The following is a 17,148-nucleotide window of genomic DNA, read 5'->3' as shown; positions in this document are numbered from 1 at the left end:
GTGCCCGTTATCCACAGGCTGGTGTCCTTTGGGCGGATCTTGGGCGAGCCCGGACGAATACTGGTCGAAGCGGTCAGCAGACGAGCCGGCCGCCGAAACGACGAAGGGAACTCGTGGGGATGAGATCGATCAAGCGCCTCGGCGTGGTCCTGGTGGCGGGGGCTGCCGCGTTCTCGCTGGCGGGCGCCCCGGCCCAGGCCTCGGACACCGTCGACATCGCGGGCAAGACGCTCTCGGGCTACAAGCACGTCGGTCAGGACACGGGCTACTGGTGCGGTCCGGCGTCGGCGTACATCCTCATCACGGGGATGAAGGCCCACGGGAAGATCAAGACCACCAAGTCCAAGTCGGGTCTGAAGCTCACCCAGAAGAACCTGGCGTCGGACACCTATCTCGGTGCCAACGGCGGTGGCGGCACCCAGCGCGCGGACATGCGCGACGGGATCAACAAGTGGATCGGCCACAAGTGGTACAAGGTCCACTCCAACCCGACTCCCGCGGAGTTCAAGGACAGGTTGCTGCGGGCCATCCCCAGCGGCCGCGGCGTCGCGGTGGCGGCGTACGAGTCCGCGGGCAAGCGGCACTACAACGGTCACCCGAAGGGCAAGACCATCGACCACTGGGTCGTCGCGCGCGGCTACACGACGAACCTCAGCAAGACGAACTTCGTGGACCCGGCGACCACCGTCTGGTCGGGCGTGAAGCCGTACTTCTCGCACTACACGAACAGCTTCGTCAACGTGTTCGTCCGGCCTTCGAAGGCGATCGTGTGGTGAGGAAGCTCCTCGCGACGGCGGTCACGGCGGTCACGGCGCTCGCCGTGACCGCCTGCGCCGCGGACACCGGCGCCGAACGTACCGACGTCTCGTCGCCGCCGCCGTCCTGCGGCGGCAGCGGGACCGCCTTCAGCACGGCCAAGGCGTCCGCGGGCGCGGCCGACCTCGTCGCCCCCGGCACCGCGCTGCCCACCGGCGACCTCCTGCTCGACGTCGGCTCGACGGGTGAGCTGCTGGTCGAACGAGGCCGCGACGACACCCCCGGCACCGACGGAGCGCCAGCGACCCTGCGTCCCGGAACGCTGACCGTCCTCGACCCGGCGACCGGCCGCGAGCAGGTCGTCCGGGACAAGAAGGCGGTCCAGCCCAGTACGCAGACGGTCTTCGGCGACCTCGACCAGGAGCACGTGGTCTGGCTGGAGGAGAGGGGCACGAAGCTCGACGAGTCCGACTGGTCCATCCGCGCGGCCGATCGCCGCACCGGCAAGGTCGGCCTGCTCGCGCAGGCCCGACCGGTCAACGACAAGGGCCTCAAGCCGACCGTGCCCGGCTACACGGTTCCGCGCCTGCACGACGACACCGTCTACTGGGCCGAGGCACGCGCAGGGGCCGCGGGCAAGCCGCCGACCGTCGGCATCTACGCGCGTCCCGTCGACCTGTCCGCGCCCGCGAAGCTGGTCGTCCCGAACGCGATCCTCCCCGCCGTCTCCGGCTCCTGGCTCTACTACGCGGCGTTCGACGCCGAGAACTCGACCAAGCCGGGCTACACGATCTCCCGCTTGTCCTTGCGGACGGGCGAGACCGAGTCCGTACGGCGCTCGGAGACAGGTCCGGCAGCTTCGTACCTCACCGCCGACGGAGACGTCGCCGCGTGGGCGCTCGCGGACGGCACGGTCGAGGTGAGCAAGGCTCCCGCGTCGCCGCCGGTGCGCATCACCGCCGCCGAGGGCGAGCAGCTCAGCTGGCTCAGCGCCGACCAGGGACTGATCGGCTTCGGCGACGGCAGCGGGCAGGCCGGGGGAGCGTACGTCTTCGACCTTCGACGAGGCTGCCTTCACGATCTCGTCCACGAGGGCGCCGGCTCGGACGTCGTGCTCGGCGGCAGCACGGTGGCGTGGACGGTCGAGACCGAGGACGAACAGCGTTGGCAGATCGGCACCCGCCGGCCCGGCACGTCCGGCTAGCCGCTGTGACGGCAAATGATCATGTTTACATGATCATTTGCCGCTCTACGTGGGATACACCCCGCGTAAGGCACCCACTCGCCAGGTAAAGCGGCAGCGCCGCGACCCCCGCAACAGTGGACCGGACGTCGATTCTGTTGCCAATTCGCGCCGATTGGCCATGGATCGTTCGGACGCCGCGGAGCCAGCATGGGCCACATGGCGGACCTGTCGGCCCGATTCGTCGCCAGCCCGTGCTGCCTCCCGCAGCTCGGGCTGGTGCAGCTGCTGCACCTGTATCGCGACCTCGGCTTCCGCAACATCGAGCTGTTCACGGCGGGCGGATGGCCGTCCGCGGTGGATCCGCTGGGCGACGCCGATGCCCAAGCCGAGCTTCGTACTCAGGTGGAAGAACGGGGCATGCGGGTCACCTCGATGCACCTGCCGCCGATCACCGCGGAGTTCGACGTGGCGCAGGCGGTGACCGCGGCTCGGTTCGCCCGCGGCGTCGGCGCCGACGTCGTGCTGTTCAAGGCGACGACCCGGGACCTCTACATCGAGTCGGCGGGACCGTACCTCGAGGCGACCGCCGGCGTGGGGGTCACGCCCGTGCTGCAGAACCATGCCGGCGCGGCGATCTCCACGCTGGACGACTTCCGCGCGGTGCTGGCCGGGATCGGTGATCCGCGGATGCGGACGCTGCTGGAGGTGGGTCACTTCGCCCGGGTCGGTGTCGACTGGAGGGACGCGTACGACGTGCTCGGTGAGTCGATCGCCTTGGTGCATGTCAACGACATCGACGGCAACGGACGTTCGGTGCCGTTCGGTACGGGAACGGTGGACTTCGAGGGCCTCCTGAAGCACCTCGACGACGTCGGCTACACCGGCAACATCGTCGTCGAGCTCGAGCTCGAAGGACACACGGAGTCGATCGAACCGACCGTGACCGGCCTGCGCGACGCCCTCGACCTGCTCGGCAGGGTGGCGTCGTGAGCGTTCCTCGCGTGTGCGTGATCGGGGCCGGAGCGCTGTCGACCCGCCGGATCTACCCGAACCTCGGAGCCGCGGGACTCCGGCTGGTCGGGGTCTGCGACCTGGACCAGGACAAGGCCGAGCGCAACGCCACCTTGTTCGGTGGGACACCGTACGCGGACGTCGAGAAGCTGCTCGACGAACAGCGGCCCGACGGGGTCGTGGTGTGCGTCGGACCGGCCGGTCACGCGGCACTCGCGGTGCAGGTCCTCCGGGCCGGATTCCCTGTCTACACGGAGAAGCCGCCCGCTCCCACGGTCGACGCCGCGGTCGAGGTCGCGCGGGTCGCGCGCGAGACCGGCCTGCTGTGCATGACCGCGTTCAAGAAGCGGTACTCGGTGGCGTTCGAGCACGCCCGCCAGTGGCTCGACCAGTTCCCGGTGGATGACAGGCTCTCCATCTCCCACGACTACTGTTCGGCCGCGTACGGGGTGGGCGACGCGGGCAGGAGCCCGTTCCTGTTCGACTTCGCGATCCACCATCTCGACCTGACCCACTACCTGATGGGCGACGTCGCCGAGACCTTCGCCTACTCCGTTGGTGCGAACACGTTCGCGGTGTCCCTGCGGTTCGCGAGCGGTGCCGTCGGAACGATGCACCTGTCCGACGGCCGGTCGTTCGCCGTGCCCACCGAGGAGGTCGGCCTGACCGTACGCGGCGGGAACTTCCTCACCGTGTCCAACTCCTCGCGGTGGCGCGAGGTTCGCGAGGGGGAGCCGTCGGGGTGGCGAGAGCCGTCCACGTTCACCAGCGGCGGAGACAGCGGGCGCGACACCGGGCATCTCGCCGAGCTCGAGGCGTTCGCCGCCCATCTGCGCGAGGGCACACCGGTGCGCTCACCGATCGAGGAGAGCGTCAAGAGCCTGGTCCTGCACGACGCGATCCTCGACTCCGTACGGAGCGGCCAGCCGGTGGCGGTGCGCTACCCGCGCTTCTGACCCCCGTGCTCGACGGCTGACCAGCAACGGCCTGCGCTGTTGCGCATCCGCGCGCCCGATCCTACGATCTTCGAAACACGAGATACATCTACGAAATACCGTATAAATATTCCCACGTCGTAACGCGGTGCTCGCGGAGGCAGACATGGATGTCGAGTTGTCCAGGCGTCACCTGCTCTCCCTCGGCGGCGCCGGCGTGATCGCGGTCGGCGTCGAGCCGCCCAGGACCCGGGAGAACGACCGGCCACACCCGGACCGCGGCGCTCCGACCGAGTACACCGGCGCCGACCTCGCCCGGATCGGGATGCCCGTCGGTGGCGGATGTAGCGGGCAGGTCTACCTCGCGGGCGACGGACGGCTCTGGAACTGGGACATCTTCAACCCCCTCGGCCCGCCGCTCGGCGGCGCGGACCACTGGGGATCGCACTACGCGAGCCCGGTGACCGCGGACTCGCCGGCGCAGTTCGCGCAGGGGTTCGCGATCCGTACGACCGCGAACGGCGCCACGCAGACGCGGACCCTGGACTCCGACGGTTTCGACGACGTCCGGTTCGTCGGTCAGTACCCGATCGGCCGCGTCCGCTACCGGGCCAGGGCCACGAGCAGTCCCGTCGACGTCGTCCTCGAGGCGTTCTCGCCCTTCATCCCCTTGCAGACAGACGATTCCACCCTCCCCGCGACGATCCTCGCGTTCACCGTACGGAACACGACGAAACGTTCCGTCGACGTCACGCTGCTCGGCTTCACCGAGAACCCGGTCTGCGTCAACAGCCGCCGCGAACAGCCGACGACCCTTCGCGCCAGCGCCGTCAAGGACGGCAAGGTACGCGGTGTCCAGTTCTCCGCGGCCCTGCCCACGGCCACCGGCGAGCGTCCGGACGTCGTGTTCGAGGACTGGGAGAAGGACACCTACGAGGGCTGGACCGTCACCGGCGACGCGTTCGGAACGGGACCCGTCCACGCGCTCGCCGTACCCAGCTTCTTCAGGCGGTTCGGCAACCTCAACGTGTGTGGGACGAGGTTCGTCACCTCGCACCACTTCCGCGGCGGCGGTGACGGCGACTCCTACCAGGGGACGCTGACAAGCGTGCCGTTCACCGTCTCCCGCAGCCACGTCGCGGTGTCGATCGGCGGCGGCAACCACCCGGGCGCGACCTGCGTGAACGTGCTCGTCGACGGTCAGGTCGTCGCCACCTCGACCGGCGCCAACTGCGAGTCGATGGTGCCGGCGATGCTCGATATCTCAGCGTACGAAGGGAAAACGGCACAGCTCCAGCTCGTCGACAACGCTGCCGGTGCCTGGGCGCACCTGAATGTCGACCGCATCGTGTTCACCGACTCTCCCGACATCCTGTTCGAGGACTGGGAACGGACCGACTGGGGTGACTGGACCGTCGCCGGCGACGCGTTCGGCGCCGGTCCGGTAACGCCCGCGGAGACGCCGGAGGGATTCCGCCGCCCGTTCGGCGAGATCAACGACCTGAACGTGTCCGGTGCCCGCTTCGCCACCTCGTTCAACTTCCGCGCACCCGGCGCGTCGGACAGCTACCAAGGCACGTTGACCAGTCAGCCGTTCACGATCCAACGCAGGTTCGCGACGATCTGGATCGGCGGCGGTCGCCATCCGGGCGAGACCGGCGTCGAGGTCGTCGTCGGCGGGCAGGTCGTGGCGTCCGCGACGGGGTTGGAGATCGAGCCCCTGCAGGCCGTCTCCCTCGACCTGTCGACGTGGCTGGGGAGTTCCGCGCACCTTCGCGTCGTCGACCGGCACACCGGCCCGTGGGGGCATGTGAACGTCGACCGCATCATCTTCAGCGACCGGCCGATCCGGCAACAGGACATCCCCGACCGCCCGGACGGTGGAACGTTCGTCCTTGCGGCGTTGGACGAATCGTCCGTCGTACGTCCGTCGATCGCGGACTGGTCGACGACTGCCTCGTGGTTCGACTCCGGCCCAGGACCTGTAGAAGTGGCGGGCAACTCGTCGGGCCAGGCCGGAGCGGTCACGATCACGGCGAAGTTGAAGGCCGGCGAGTCGCGTACCTTCCGCTATGTCCTGGGCTGGCACTTCCCGACGCCCGAGCGACGGCTGTTCGCGGAGCTCGTGGGCGCGCCGACCCTGCGGCGGCACTACGCGGTGCGGTTCGCGACTGCTGCCGAGGTCGTACACCATGTCGCGCGCCACCTTGCACGGCTGGAGAACGACACCCGCGCGTGGGTGCGGACCTGGTACGAGGACTCGTCGTTGCCGTACTGGTTCTGTGAACGGACGTTGGCTCCGGCGTCGACCCTGGCGACGAACACCTGCTATCGCTGGCAGGACGGCCGCTTCTACGCGTTCGAAGGCTCGTATCTGTATGCCGGGACGTGTGGGCACGTGTGGAACTATGCCCAGGCTGTGGGCCGGCTGTTTCCCGATCTCGAGCGCGATACTCGTGAGCGCGTCGACCTTGGCATCGCGATGCGGCCGACCGGCGAGATCGCCAACCGTGGCGAGAGTCGCGACGACGCGTCGTCGTTCGTCGACGGGCAGGCGGGCACGATCCTGCGGATCTATCGCGAGCATCAGATGACCGCTGACAACGCGTTCTTGACACGGGTCTGGCCGAAGGTGCGGATGGCGCTGGAGTTCCTCGTTACCCAACGAGATGTGGACGGCAACGGCATGTTGCAGGGCGCGCAGTGGAACACGCTCGACACCCCGTTCACCGGCGACGTCCCGTGGCTGTCCGGCCTCTACGTCGCCGCGCTGCGGGCGGGTGCGGCGATGGCCGCTGAGCTGGGGGACACGGCGACGAAGGAGCGCTACACGCACCTCGCCGATGCCGGCACGCAGTTCATCTCCACCACGCTGTGGAACGACGAGGTGAAGTACTTCGTCCAGCACGTCGGCACTCCCGCCACGAACACCAACCGGGGCTGCTTCATCGACCAGACGTACGGGCAGACCTATGCGGCGCAGCTCGGGCTGCCGCGCGTCCTTCCGGCGGATCAGACGAGATCGGCGTTGGGCTCGATCGTCCGGAACAACCACCTGCCGAGCCCACGCGACCACCAGTCGCCCGCGATCGCCGGCGGCCGGATCTACAGCACCTCCGGCGAAGCGGGCACGATGATGTGTACGTGGCCGATCGGTGGTGACACCGAGGCACGCAGTGGCGGCTACTTCAACGAGGTCTGGACCGGGCAGGAGTACCAGCTCGCCGCCGGCCTGTTCGCCGAAGGCATGACTACCGAAGCGCTCGGGGTGACCCGGTCGGTCTACGACCGGTACCACGCGTCGAAGCGCAACCCGTACAACGAGGTCGAGGCCGGCGACCACTACGCGCGGGCGATGATGAGCTACGGCACGTACCTCGCGGCCTGCGGCTACGAGTACCACGGACCGAAGGGGCATCTCGGCTTCGCGCCGCGGCTCGATCCGGAGAGGTTCCGCTGTGCCTTCACCGCGGCGCGCGGCTGGGGGCTCTACCGGCAGGATCGCCAGCCTGGCAAGCAGATCTGCACCGTCGACCTGCGAAGCGGAGAGCTGCGGTTGGCCACGCTCGCGTTCGAGACCGCGACGCGGGCCAGCTCGGTGGCGGTTCGGATCGCCGGCAAGGAACGATCCGCCACGCTCTCCGCCGACGGGACGCGGGCGGTCGTCAAGCTCAGAACGCCGATCACGTTGCGGAAGGGACAGTCGATCGAGGTCCGGTTGCGACTGTCCGGAGGTACGTCGTGAACCTCCGCAGCAATCTCACCCCGGGCACGACCGAGTGGGCGGTACGCCGCGCGCAGTGGCGGGCGATGGGCATCCAGGACGCGGACCTGGAGAAGCCGAAGATCGCGATCGTCAACTCCTCGTCCCAGCTGTCGATATGCTTCACCCACCTCGACGAGGTGGCCCGCGAGGTCGCCACGGAGATCCGTGCGGCGGGCGGCCTCCCGTTCGAGATCAGAACGGCTGCCCCGAGCGACTTCATCACCAGCGCCGGGCGGCAGGCGCGCTACCTGATGCCCACCCGGGATCTCGTCGTGAACGACATCGAGGTGCAGGTCGAGGGCGCGCTGCTCGACGGGATGGTGTGCCTGTCGTCCTGCGACAAGACCACGCCGGCGCACCTGATGGCGGCGGGCCGGCTCGACGTTCCGACGGTCGTCGTGATCGGCGGCTATCAGGCCGGCGGCATGTGCGAGGGCGTTCGCGTCGACATCGACGACGTCTATGAGCAGGTGGGCGCGTACGCCGCCGGCAAGCTCGACCTCGCGGGACTGACCGCATTGACCGAGCACGCCGTCGACGGTCCCGGCGTCTGCGCCGGGCTGGGTACGGCGAACACCATGCACATCCTCGCCGAAGCGCTCGGCATGACCATGCCGGGTTCCGCGCCCGTCCGCGCCGGCTCCGAGGCGATGCTCGAACGGGCTCGTGCGGCCGGCCGCGCCATCGTCGCGCTCATCGCGAACGGGCAGCGTCCCCGCGCGACCATGACCAGGGAAGCGTTCGAGAACGCGGTCGTCGTCGACCTCGCGATCGCTGGTTCGGTCAACTCCGCAAGGCACCTGCAGGCGATCGCCGTCGAGACCGGCGTCGACGTGGACATCTACGGGCTCATCGAACGACTCTCGCTCGAGGTGCCGATGGTCTGCGCTGTCCGTCCCAATGGCCTCCACCACGTAGACGATCTGGACCGCGCTGGCGGTGCCCGGGCGGTCCTGGCGAGACTTCGCGACCGGCTGCACCTCGACGTCATGACGGTCACGGGTCGGTCGCTCGGTGACGTGCTTGCCGACGTCGAGGTCGAGGACGACACGGTGATTCGCCCACTGGCGAAGGCGTTCCGGCCGACGTCGGGGTTGACCCTCGTCCGCGGGTCGCTGGCGCCGGACGGCGCGATTGTCAAGATCGGTGCGGTGCCGGCCGGGCGCGAGCGCTTCACCGGCGGTGCGCGCGTGTTCGCGACCGAGGACGACGCCAAGCGCGCGATCGCCGACGGCGGTATCGCGGGCGGCGAGGTCGTGGTGCTGGCGGGCTTCGGCCCGAAGGGCGGCCCCGGGACCGTGTTTGCCGCTGGCCTGGTCGCGGCGCTCAACGGTGCAGGCCTTGCGAGCGAGGTCGCGGTCGTCACCGACGGCGAGCTGTCCGGTCTCAACCGCGGCATCACCATCGGGCAGGTGATGCCGGAGGCAGCCGAGGGAGGGCCGCTCGGGTTGGTACGGGAGGGGGACACGATCGTGATCGACCTGATCGAGCGCCGCGTGGATCTCGACGTCGACGCCGCCGAGCTCGCCGCGCGGCGTTCGCTGCGGGTCGAACCGCCACTCCCGACCTCGCGCAGCTGGTTGACGTTCTATCGGCACCTCGTGCAGCCGTTGTCCGCCGGTGCCGTGTTGGGACCGGTGACGTCGGATGAGTGACCAGCCGTACGCCGCCGCCATCGAGGCGATGACCGGCCGCATCGACCGTACGGCGGAGGAGGCGGCGACCGGCTTCCCGCACTACGCCGATCCGACCACGGGCCAGTGGACGCGCTCGCCGGACGGCGACTGGACCGGCGGCTTCTGGGGCGGCGAGCTGTGGTTGGCGTACCACCGCACCGGTGACGAGGCGTACCGCCGGCATGCGCTGCGGTGGGCCGAACGGCTCCGTCCGCGCGTCGCTTCGCAGACCGTGTTCCGCGGTTTCCTCTTCTACTACGGCTCCGCGCTCGGCGCGCTGCTCGGCTCGGACGAGACGGCCGGCGCGATCGCTGTCGACGGAGCCCGGGCTCTGGCGACGGGCTTCCTGCCGACCGTGGGCGCGATCCCGCTGGGTGCCCAGGCGGAGGAGGCGTCCGACGTCGGCGACACCGAGTTCAACATCGACGGCGTGCCCGGCGTCGCGCTGCTCGCCTGGGCGGCTTCGCGTACGGCGGATCCGGGTCTGCGCGAGCTCGCGGTCTCACACGCGCGGCGGCATATCGAGTTGTGCGTACGAGGCGACGGCTCGGTCTGCCAATCGGCGACGGTGGATCTCGCCACCGGAAAGGTGCTGAAACGCTATACCCACAAGGGTTTCTCGGACGACTCCACCTGGACCAGAGCCCAGGCGTGGGCGATGGTCGGTTATGCCCTCGCCGCGCGCTGGCTGCCCGAGGACGACTTCCTGGACACCCTCGTACGTGTCTGCGACTGGTGGTGCGATCACCTGCCCGCGAGCGGCGTCACGTACTGGGACTTCGACGCACCCCAGATAGCCGGAACCCGCATCGACACCGCCGGCGCGGCCATCGGCGCCGCCGCCCTCCTCAAGGCAGCCGCGCTCGTCCCTGACGAGTCCCGCGCCCAGCGGTACCGAGCGACGGCGGAGCAGACCGTCCGTACCCTCGTCGCCGACCACCTCACCTCGACGGGGATCCTCACCGCCGGCTGCTACAACCACCGCATCGGCCTCGCCACCGACAACGAGCTGATCTGGGGCTCGTACTACCTCTACGAGTCCCTTCACGTCCTGACCGGAGCGCTCGACCCACTCGCGGTCTAGCCTCGGGATGGCGACTTCTCGAGCGATTCGAGCGGGAAGGCGCTCCGTGGGTGAAGCGTCGTGGGTCGCCTTACCCGGCCAGTGGCCCCTCTACCTGGCGTCCACCCACGTAAAGCGGCCAATGATCATGTAAACATGATCATTGGCCCAAGGGCGGGGTGGGGCGGGCCGGGCGAACCCACCGCTGGACGAAGGTGCGAGGCTAGCCGCGAGTTGGTCAGAGCTGGAGGCGTGTGCGGGTCTTGCGCATGGCTTCGTCGAACGCGGTGTAGAACTTGTCGCCGACCGCGGACTGGGCGCGGCGTTCGAGGCCGGTGACGATGGGGACCTCGGTGGCTTGCCGTTCGGCGGCGTGGACCGCTTCGACGATGGCTGCTTCGAGGTCCTCGCGTTCCAGCCGACGCTTGGCCAGGACGTGGATGTCGATGTCGAGCCGGCCGTCGGCGAGGGTGGCCGTGACCAGTCCGTCGGCGGCCGTGCCGACGTACTCGCGTTCGCGCGCCGCCTTCAGTTGTGCGACGGCCTCGTTGATGGCGTGGCCCATCTCCTCGACGATCGCCTGGAGCTCTACGGGTTCCATCCGCTTGCCTTCCTGGCCTGCCAGATCTGCCCGGGATCGGGCAGTGGTGGCGCGTTCACGAGGTCGAAGCCGGTCAACCGCTTCAACGCCTCGCCCATCGACTCGGCGGCGTTGATCCGAGCAGCCGCGAGTGCTTCGGTGCACGCGCGACTGAGCTCCGCCGCGTCGAGGTCGCGCATCGCGAACGGGCTGACTCGCATGCGGAGCAGCGTCCCGCGGCCGTCGACGACCGCGACGACGCGATCGTCGTCGTCGACCCTGCCCTCGAACGCCTGGGTCTGAAGCTCGGCGAGCTGCCGCGTCATCGCGGAGATGCGCTCGTGCAGCGGTCCCAGGAGTTGGCGTGGATCGCCTCCTGGCCGTGCGGTGCGCCGAAGCTCCTCGACGTACGACGTCAGGTCCTGGCCGTTGTCCGGTTCGGGCGTCGTGTCGGTCATCGCGACCTCACTAGGGCTTGTTCCATTGATCGGTGTTGGTCATGATCTTCGCGACCTGCTTGCGCATGTTGTCGAGCGCCGCGGTGTCGAAGTTGTCGGCCTGGGTGCCGAACGCGGCCGCGAGCTGGTCCTGCGCGGTCCGCAGCTGAGCCTGCTCGCCCTCGAGCGTCTGGAACGTGTTGTTCATGTCCCAGACGTTGTACGCCAGGCCGATGAGCCACTGGTCGACGATGATCCACTTCAGCACCGCGACGATCGCGGCGCCCACGTACGGGATGGCGTTGAGGGAGTTGGACGCGATGCACAACGCGATGCCGACCGCACATTGCGCGAAGTGGATGATCAGGCCCTGGATGAGGTTCCAGCCAACGGCGGAGCAGCAGCCTGCTTCCTCGTCGGCGCACACTGCCAGCTGCTCCATCGCCGGCAGCAGTCTGTTGTTGACGTACGCGCAGAACTCGTCCGCGGCGGGCCCTTCCCACGCCGCGTCCACTCCTGCCTTGTTGACCAGGTCGCCGAGCTCGGTCTTGGTGTCGCGGATTGACTGTGCCAGCTCCTTCCACTTCTCCTCGGCCTCGAAGAAGGGAAAGGGAGGCGGCAGGCTGGGGAGCGCGACCAGCGTGGTCGCCAGAGCCACGACCACGCTGGCGCCGGAGGCCTCCGACGCGCCACCCAACGCCAGTCCGGCGAACTCGACAGCCAGCGACACTCCGCCGTGCGCGAGGGTGTCGCCGATCCCGACGACACCACCGGAGAGCCAGCTGAGATCCTCCGTCATCGCTCGCCCTTCAGCTTGGCGTCCGCGGTGTCGAAGGCTTCGCCGTGCTCGTCTTCCATCCGTTCGTAGTAGGTGGCGATCCCACCCACCGTCCGGCCCAGCGACTTCACCACGGTGTCGAGGGCCTGTGACGCCTTCTCCACCGTGATGCGGAGCTCGTCGTACTGGGCCGCCGCGCCGAACACCGCCATCAGTGGCCAGGCGACCGCCGGAATCCCCAACCGGCGTACCTTCTCCGTCACGTCCTGGTCGAGCTTCGTCTCTTGAAGCTCGCGCGCCAACGCTTGCAGCTTGGCCGTGTTGTGTGAGACCACGGATCTGCTCCCAGACTCTCGCGCTGCTTGGCTAGCTCGGCATCGTTGCGAAGAGCTCCGTCACCAGACGATCAGCTGGCTGGGACGGACGAAGAGGGAGTGGGCTCGGCCATGACGTGGTACCAGTTGTGGCCGATCCACACTTGTTGATCCCGCGGGCCAGGTCACCGCCCTGCGTGCCGTTGCCGTCGTTCGCGTCGAGGTAGCTGGGCCCCGCGAGCCTGCTCTGGGTGAGTGCCGAGCCCGCCAGGGAGGAGGTGGTCGTCCTGATCTTCCCGTAGTGCTTCATGCCCTTGATCAGGATGTACGCCGACGCCGGGCCGCACCAGTAGTTCGTGTCCTGACCGACGTGCTGGTAGCCCAGGAGCGACTTGGCCGCGAGGTTGACGGGGTCCGTGGCGGCCTGCGCCGGGGCGCTCAGCCAGGTGGTCACGGCAAGCGCCGTGACCACCAGCAGGAGGAGCTTCCTCACCAGACGATCGCCTTCGAGGGCTTGACGAAGCGGTTGACGAAGTCGTTGGTGTTGTAGGAGAAGTACGGCTCCACCGGGCCCCAGACGGTCGTCGCCGGGTCGACGAAGTGGGTCTTGGCGTAGTTCGCGGTGTAGCCGCGTGCGACGACCCAGTGGTCGATGGTCTTGCTCCTGGGGTGGCCGTTGTAGTGGGAGCCGCCCGCGTGCTCCAGCGCTGCCACCGCGACCGCGTACCCCTTGCGGATGTCCTTGCCCACGCGGTCCTTGAACTGGGTGGAGCTCGGGTTGGAGAGTACGTGGTACCAGTCCTTGCCGATCCACTTGTTGATGCCCCTGGCCATGTCCGCTCGCTGCGTACCCCCGCCTCCGTTGGCCTTGAGGTACGAGCCCGACGCGAGGTTGGCCTGGGAGAAGCTCCAGCTCGGGTGTGCCTTCGACTTGGTGCTCGAGATCTTCCCGTAGTGCTTCATCCCGGCGATGATGATGTAGGCCGAGGCCGGGCCACACCACCAGTTCTCCTTCTGCCCGACGTGCTTGTAGCCCGTCAGCGACTTGGCCGGCACGGCGGCGGCAGTTGCTGTGCCTGTGCCGTCGTCGGTTGCGGCCTGGGCGGGTGCTGCGCCCAGCATCGAGAACGTGGCGGCCGCCGCGACGACGCCCACGCCGAGTCGCTTGATCGATCTCATCTGCACGGCTTCCTCCGTTGGTTTCGGGCGACCCCTGGTCGCCGGAAACGAGTATTCGCAGGGTGCCGCCCAAGATCCGCCCAACGGGCGGTGTTCCACGCGCTACTGGTGGAGGCTCCGCTTGCCGGGTGCGAGGGCGTTCATCGCCGCGACGATCTGCTCGGTGGTGCCGTCGGTGAGGACGGGTTCGCAGACGACCCACCTGCGGCGCTGGCGAGACCAGAGCAGCCGGCGTAGGCCCGCGTCGGGTTGGGCGACGTGGGCGGCGGGGGAGGCGAGGACCATCTCGCGCCGGATCTTCTGGACCGGCTTGTCGCTCGGGACGCCGGCCCACCAGGAGTCGATGTCGGCCCACGGCAGTTCGACCGTCCGGCCGCGAGTGCGTACGTGGACGCCTTGACGGTCGAACGACAGGGCGTACCGCGGCACCCCGAACCAGAACATCGAGACGCCGACGCCGGTGAGCAGGAGGCCGACGACGCCGAGCAGGATCGTCGGCGCGACCGAACGGATGCCGCTCGTCCACGCGTTGATCGCGAACGCTCCGGCGAGGAGCAGGACGCCGAGACCGGTGAGGACGAACGCACTCCGCAACCGGCCAGGCCTGGGCCCGAACTCTGTCCGCACGTCACCGTCCATCGTCGAGCAGTGTAGAGAACTCTCAGTGCGTCATGCCGGCGGCGACCTACACTGCCGCCGAGGGGGATGCCATGGCGACACTGACAGAACGCCCGCCGCAGGTGCGGCGGCGGCCGGCGATCGTGCGGGTGGCCGGGACGAGCCTGGCGGCCGTGGTCGCCGTGGCCGGCATCGCGTGGGCGGGATTCACGTCGGTCTACACCCCGTTCCAGCCAGGAAGCCACGGCGCACCGCGGAGTGAGTCCATGAAGCCGGTCCATGACGGCGTCGAGCGGACTCGGTGGATCGTCACCGGGCCGACCGGTGGGACCGGGGTCATGGCCTGGTCGATTCACAACGCGGGCCCGTTCCCGGTGACGCTGCTCGATGAGGGCTACGAGGAAGAAGTCGACGACCCGGTCGTCGTGAGGTGGGCGCCGTTCTCGAGTCCGCGGGACAACCTGATGGGCGGCCATCCGGACGAGGTGCGCCCGTTGCCCGTCACGATCCCAGCCGACGAGGAGATCACCTTGTGGGTCACCGTGACCCGACCCCCCTGCGTGCCCGACAACGGCCTCGCTGGCGGAGGGTTCGTGGCGATCACCAGCATCCCCCTCCGCTGGTCGATCCTGGGCCGGACGCGGCTGTACGAGTGGTCCCTCGACGACCCGGACTCCCACACGCAGCCCATCTACCTGTGCTACCCCGACGAGGCGTTGCAGCACCTGGAGCGTTGACGGCAGTCCGTCGGAAAGCGAGCGGAAAGTGGGCGGAAAGCCGTACGCCCAAGACTCCAGTCACGAGGGGCCGACGATGCGGTCCCCGGACGGAGGGAACGAACGATGCGTACCTGGCGACGAGCGGTGGCCACAGCGTTCGCGGTGTCCGCGCTGGGCATCACGGGAGCGGGAACGGCGGCGGCTTCCCCCACTCAGCTGGGCGATTCCGGGACCACGACGGTGACGCCGTCAGCCGGCTGGTGCAACACGTCGAAGCTGTTCCCGCGTGGATCGGTCAGCATCCGCAAGCCCGTGTACAACGGCAATCCCGACTGCCTCATGGGCGTCGGCGCGAGCGGATCTCACGTCGGAGCCCTGCAAGACGCGATTCGGTACTGCTACCGCATCAACATCGCCGTCGACAACGTCTTCGGGCCGCGCACGAAAGCAGCGCTGCGTACCGTTCAGGCAGCTCTCCAGCTGAGAGACGACGGCGTGTACGGACCGCTCACCGAGGATCGCATCGTGTGGCCCAAGAAGACGTCGACCGGGTTGTACTCGGGCTGCGGCCGCTGAGTCTGGTCAGGAGACGGTCGAGGGTTTCTCGCTCGGTGAGAACCTGGAACAGCAGTTCGGCGCCGCGGCGGTCGACGTGCAGGTAGCCGAGTTCGTCTTGCCCAGCATCAACTCCGTCGGCTGCTTCGACGAGCTCGTTGACCAGCTTGGTCGCGAGGTGTATTTCACCCGATGCCCGGCTCGGGCGGCCTCGACCCGACGGGCGGAGCGGCGCCGGTCCCGATCGTGGCATTCGGCGAGTAGCAGTTCGGCCAGGAACCCGCTGGGGCCGCTGTGACGCTGCTCTGTACGAATGGTCTGTTTGAGTCACGGGCGAGTCCTCCGCGCGACCTGCCGAAGTTGCGGTGTGCCGACACCGCCCAGTGCGCTTGCGTCTCCGCTAGGGGGAGGTGTGAGGGTGGGTGCATGAACGGCGACGCGCTCTACTCGATCGGCGATCTGGCCCGGCGGACCGGGCTGACAGTGAAGGTCATTCGGTTCTACTCCGACCGTGGGATCGTGCCGCCGACCGACCGCAGCCCGGCGGGTCACCGCCTCTACAACATCGATGCCGTCGCGCGCCTGGACCTCGTGCGTGCACTGCGCGACCTGGGAGTGGACCTTGCCACGATCCGGAAGGTCGTCGACCGGGAAAGGTCGCTTCCCGAGGTCGCCGCAGCCCACGCCAAAGCGCTGTCGGTGCAGATCCGCGTGCTGCGTCTGCGGCGCGCGGTGTTGATGACGGTGGCCAAACGCGGGTCTACCCCTGAGGAGATGGATCTCATGCACAAACTGGCCACGCTCTCGGAGGACGAACGCCGACGTATGATCGACGATTTCCTCGGGGCCGTCTTCGGTGGCCTGGATGCGCACCCCGAATTCGTGGGGATCATGCGCTCGATGACCCCTGAGCTGCCCGACCACCCCGAAGCCCAGCAGGTCGAGGCGTGGGTGGAGTTGGCCGAGCTGTCCCAGGACCCGGACTTTCGGGCCAGCATGCGCCGCATGGCGTACTCCCATGCGGCCGAGCGAGCCCATGGCGACGATGCGGGTGTGCGTCGCGACCCCGCTGCGGCCGTTCGTGACCAGGTCAGCCCAGACATGGTAGCCGCGGTAGACCCGGCCTCACCCTACGCCGATCCGGTCATCGCGGCAGTCGCCGCTCATCAGTACGCACACGTCGGCGGCCACCCCGACGACATCGCCCTTCGCCGTCAGTTGCTGACCCGGCTGGAGACCGCGAACGATCCTCGCCGGGAGCGGTACCTTCAGCTGCTCGCCGTCATCAACGGCTGGCAGCCTCCGGAAACCCTGACGCCGGCGCTCAATTGGCTCATCCAGGCATTACGCGCCCGGACAGCGAGTTAGCGGACTGTCCCCTCATCGGCATGTGCGTGTGCTGAGCCGAAGTACCGGTCAGCGGCATGAAGCGCGCCTTCGGGTGCCGGGACGGCTGGGTTGGTTTTGAGTACCAGGCTGTCAAAGCTGGCCGTCGGCGATGCCCAACTGCGCATGAGCATCTCAGCTGGCCAGTTCGGAGAATCGCGAGCTGGAGAGGTAGGCCGTGCGCTCCTG

The 17,148-nt window shown here is 68.6% G+C and carries 17 protein-coding genes; 10 read left to right on the top strand and 7 right to left on the bottom strand.

Annotated elements, in window-relative coordinates:
• Positions 1-119 precede the first annotated feature (119 nt).
• From JOD67_RS31490 to JOD67_RS31460, 7 genes are all read left to right on the top strand, one after another.
• The gene (locus JOD67_RS31490; protein WP_205121331.1) at positions 120-776 is read left to right on the top strand and encodes a C39 family peptidase; all 657 of its coding nucleotides are present in this window, start codon (positions 120-122) and stop codon (positions 774-776) included.
• Positions 773-1,960 (top strand): hypothetical protein, encoded by a 1,188-nt coding sequence (locus JOD67_RS31485; RefSeq protein ID WP_205121330.1) that lies wholly within the window; start codon positions 773-775, stop codon positions 1,958-1,960. The genes JOD67_RS31490 and JOD67_RS31485 overlap by 4 nt, the downstream gene beginning before the upstream one ends.
• Positions 1,961-2,158: 198 nt before the next feature.
• On the top strand, positions 2,159-2,932 hold the full coding sequence (locus JOD67_RS31480; RefSeq protein WP_205121329.1) for a sugar phosphate isomerase/epimerase family protein: 774 nt from the start codon (positions 2,159-2,161) through the stop codon (positions 2,930-2,932).
• A complete protein-coding gene (locus JOD67_RS42180; protein WP_205121328.1) occupies positions 2,929-3,909 on the top strand; it encodes a Gfo/Idh/MocA family protein in 981 nt (326 codons plus the stop codon). Before JOD67_RS31480 ends, JOD67_RS42180 begins: the two co-directional genes overlap by 4 nt.
• A 145-nt stretch (positions 3,910-4,054) precedes the next feature.
• Positions 4,055-7,633, top strand: coding sequence for a GH116 family glycosyl hydrolase (locus JOD67_RS31470; RefSeq protein WP_205121327.1), 3,579 nt, complete (start codon positions 4,055-4,057; stop codon positions 7,631-7,633).
• The gene (gene ilvD / locus JOD67_RS31465; RefSeq protein WP_205121326.1) at positions 7,630-9,309 is read left to right on the top strand and encodes a dihydroxy-acid dehydratase; all 1,680 of its coding nucleotides are present in this window, start codon (positions 7,630-7,632) and stop codon (positions 9,307-9,309) included. The genes JOD67_RS31470 and ilvD overlap by 4 nt, the downstream gene beginning before the upstream one ends.
• Positions 9,302-10,414 (top strand): glycoside hydrolase family 88 protein, encoded by a 1,113-nt coding sequence (locus JOD67_RS31460; RefSeq protein WP_205121325.1) that lies wholly within the window; start codon positions 9,302-9,304, stop codon positions 10,412-10,414. Before ilvD ends, JOD67_RS31460 begins: the two co-directional genes overlap by 8 nt.
• A gap of 217 nt (positions 10,415-10,631) precedes the next feature.
• On the opposite strand, the gene JOD67_RS31455 is transcribed toward JOD67_RS31460, so the two are convergent.
• The 7 genes from JOD67_RS31455 to JOD67_RS31425 all read right to left on the bottom strand — a co-directional run bounded on the left by JOD67_RS31455 (position 10,632) and on the right by JOD67_RS31425 (position 14,320).
• The gene (locus JOD67_RS31455) at positions 10,632-10,994 is read right to left on the bottom strand and encodes a YbaB/EbfC family nucleoid-associated protein (RefSeq protein WP_205121324.1); all 363 of its coding nucleotides are present in this window, start codon (positions 10,992-10,994) and stop codon (positions 10,632-10,634) included.
• The gene (locus JOD67_RS31450) at positions 10,982-11,431 is read right to left on the bottom strand and encodes a YbaB/EbfC family nucleoid-associated protein (protein ID WP_205121323.1); all 450 of its coding nucleotides are present in this window, start codon (positions 11,429-11,431) and stop codon (positions 10,982-10,984) included. The genes JOD67_RS31455 and JOD67_RS31450 overlap by 13 nt, the downstream gene beginning before the upstream one ends.
• A gap of 10 nt (positions 11,432-11,441) precedes the next feature.
• Positions 11,442-12,209, bottom strand: a complete 768-nt coding sequence (locus tag JOD67_RS31445) for a hypothetical protein (protein WP_205121322.1) — start codon at positions 12,207-12,209, stop codon at positions 11,442-11,444.
• A complete protein-coding gene (locus JOD67_RS31440) occupies positions 12,206-12,523 on the bottom strand; it encodes a hypothetical protein (RefSeq protein WP_205121321.1) in 318 nt (105 codons plus the stop codon). The genes JOD67_RS31445 and JOD67_RS31440 overlap by 4 nt, the downstream gene beginning before the upstream one ends.
• Before the next feature lie 31 nt (positions 12,524-12,554).
• Complete coding sequence (locus tag JOD67_RS31435; protein ID WP_205121320.1) at positions 12,555-12,995, bottom strand: hypothetical protein; 441 nt, start codon at positions 12,993-12,995, stop codon at positions 12,555-12,557.
• On the bottom strand, positions 12,992-13,681 hold the full coding sequence (locus tag JOD67_RS31430; RefSeq protein WP_205121319.1) for a C39 family peptidase: 690 nt from the start codon (positions 13,679-13,681) through the stop codon (positions 12,992-12,994). The genes JOD67_RS31435 and JOD67_RS31430 overlap by 4 nt, the downstream gene beginning before the upstream one ends.
• Positions 13,682-13,783: 102 nt before the next feature.
• On the bottom strand, positions 13,784-14,320 hold the full coding sequence (locus tag JOD67_RS31425) for a hypothetical protein (protein WP_205121318.1): 537 nt from the start codon (positions 14,318-14,320) through the stop codon (positions 13,784-13,786).
• A gap of 71 nt (positions 14,321-14,391) precedes the next feature.
• On the opposite strand from JOD67_RS31425, the gene JOD67_RS31420 reads away from it, so the two are divergent.
• The 3 genes from JOD67_RS31420 to JOD67_RS31410 all read left to right on the top strand — a co-directional run bounded on the left by JOD67_RS31420 (position 14,392) and on the right by JOD67_RS31410 (position 16,941).
• Positions 14,392-15,036, top strand: a complete 645-nt coding sequence (locus tag JOD67_RS31420; RefSeq protein WP_205121317.1) for a hypothetical protein — start codon at positions 14,392-14,394, stop codon at positions 15,034-15,036.
• A 105-nt stretch (positions 15,037-15,141) separates the two neighbouring features.
• On the top strand, positions 15,142-15,594 hold the full coding sequence (locus tag JOD67_RS41450; protein ID WP_205121316.1) for a peptidoglycan-binding domain-containing protein: 453 nt from the start codon (positions 15,142-15,144) through the stop codon (positions 15,592-15,594).
• Positions 15,595-15,999: 405 nt separating this feature from the next.
• Positions 16,000-16,941 carry a MerR family transcriptional regulator gene (locus JOD67_RS31410; protein ID WP_205121315.1) on the top strand — a complete coding sequence of 314 codons (942 nt, stop codon included), beginning with the start codon at positions 16,000-16,002 and terminating at the stop codon, positions 16,939-16,941.
• Positions 16,942-17,148 lie beyond the last annotated feature (207 nt).

Origin of the sequence: Tenggerimyces flavus (genome assembly GCF_016907715.1) — a bacterium.
GTDB lineage: Bacteria > Actinomycetota > Actinomycetes > Propionibacteriales > Actinopolymorphaceae > Tenggerimyces > Tenggerimyces flavus.
The sequence above is the reverse complement of the archived record's forward strand: the minus strand, read 5'-3'. Positions and strand labels throughout refer to the sequence as shown.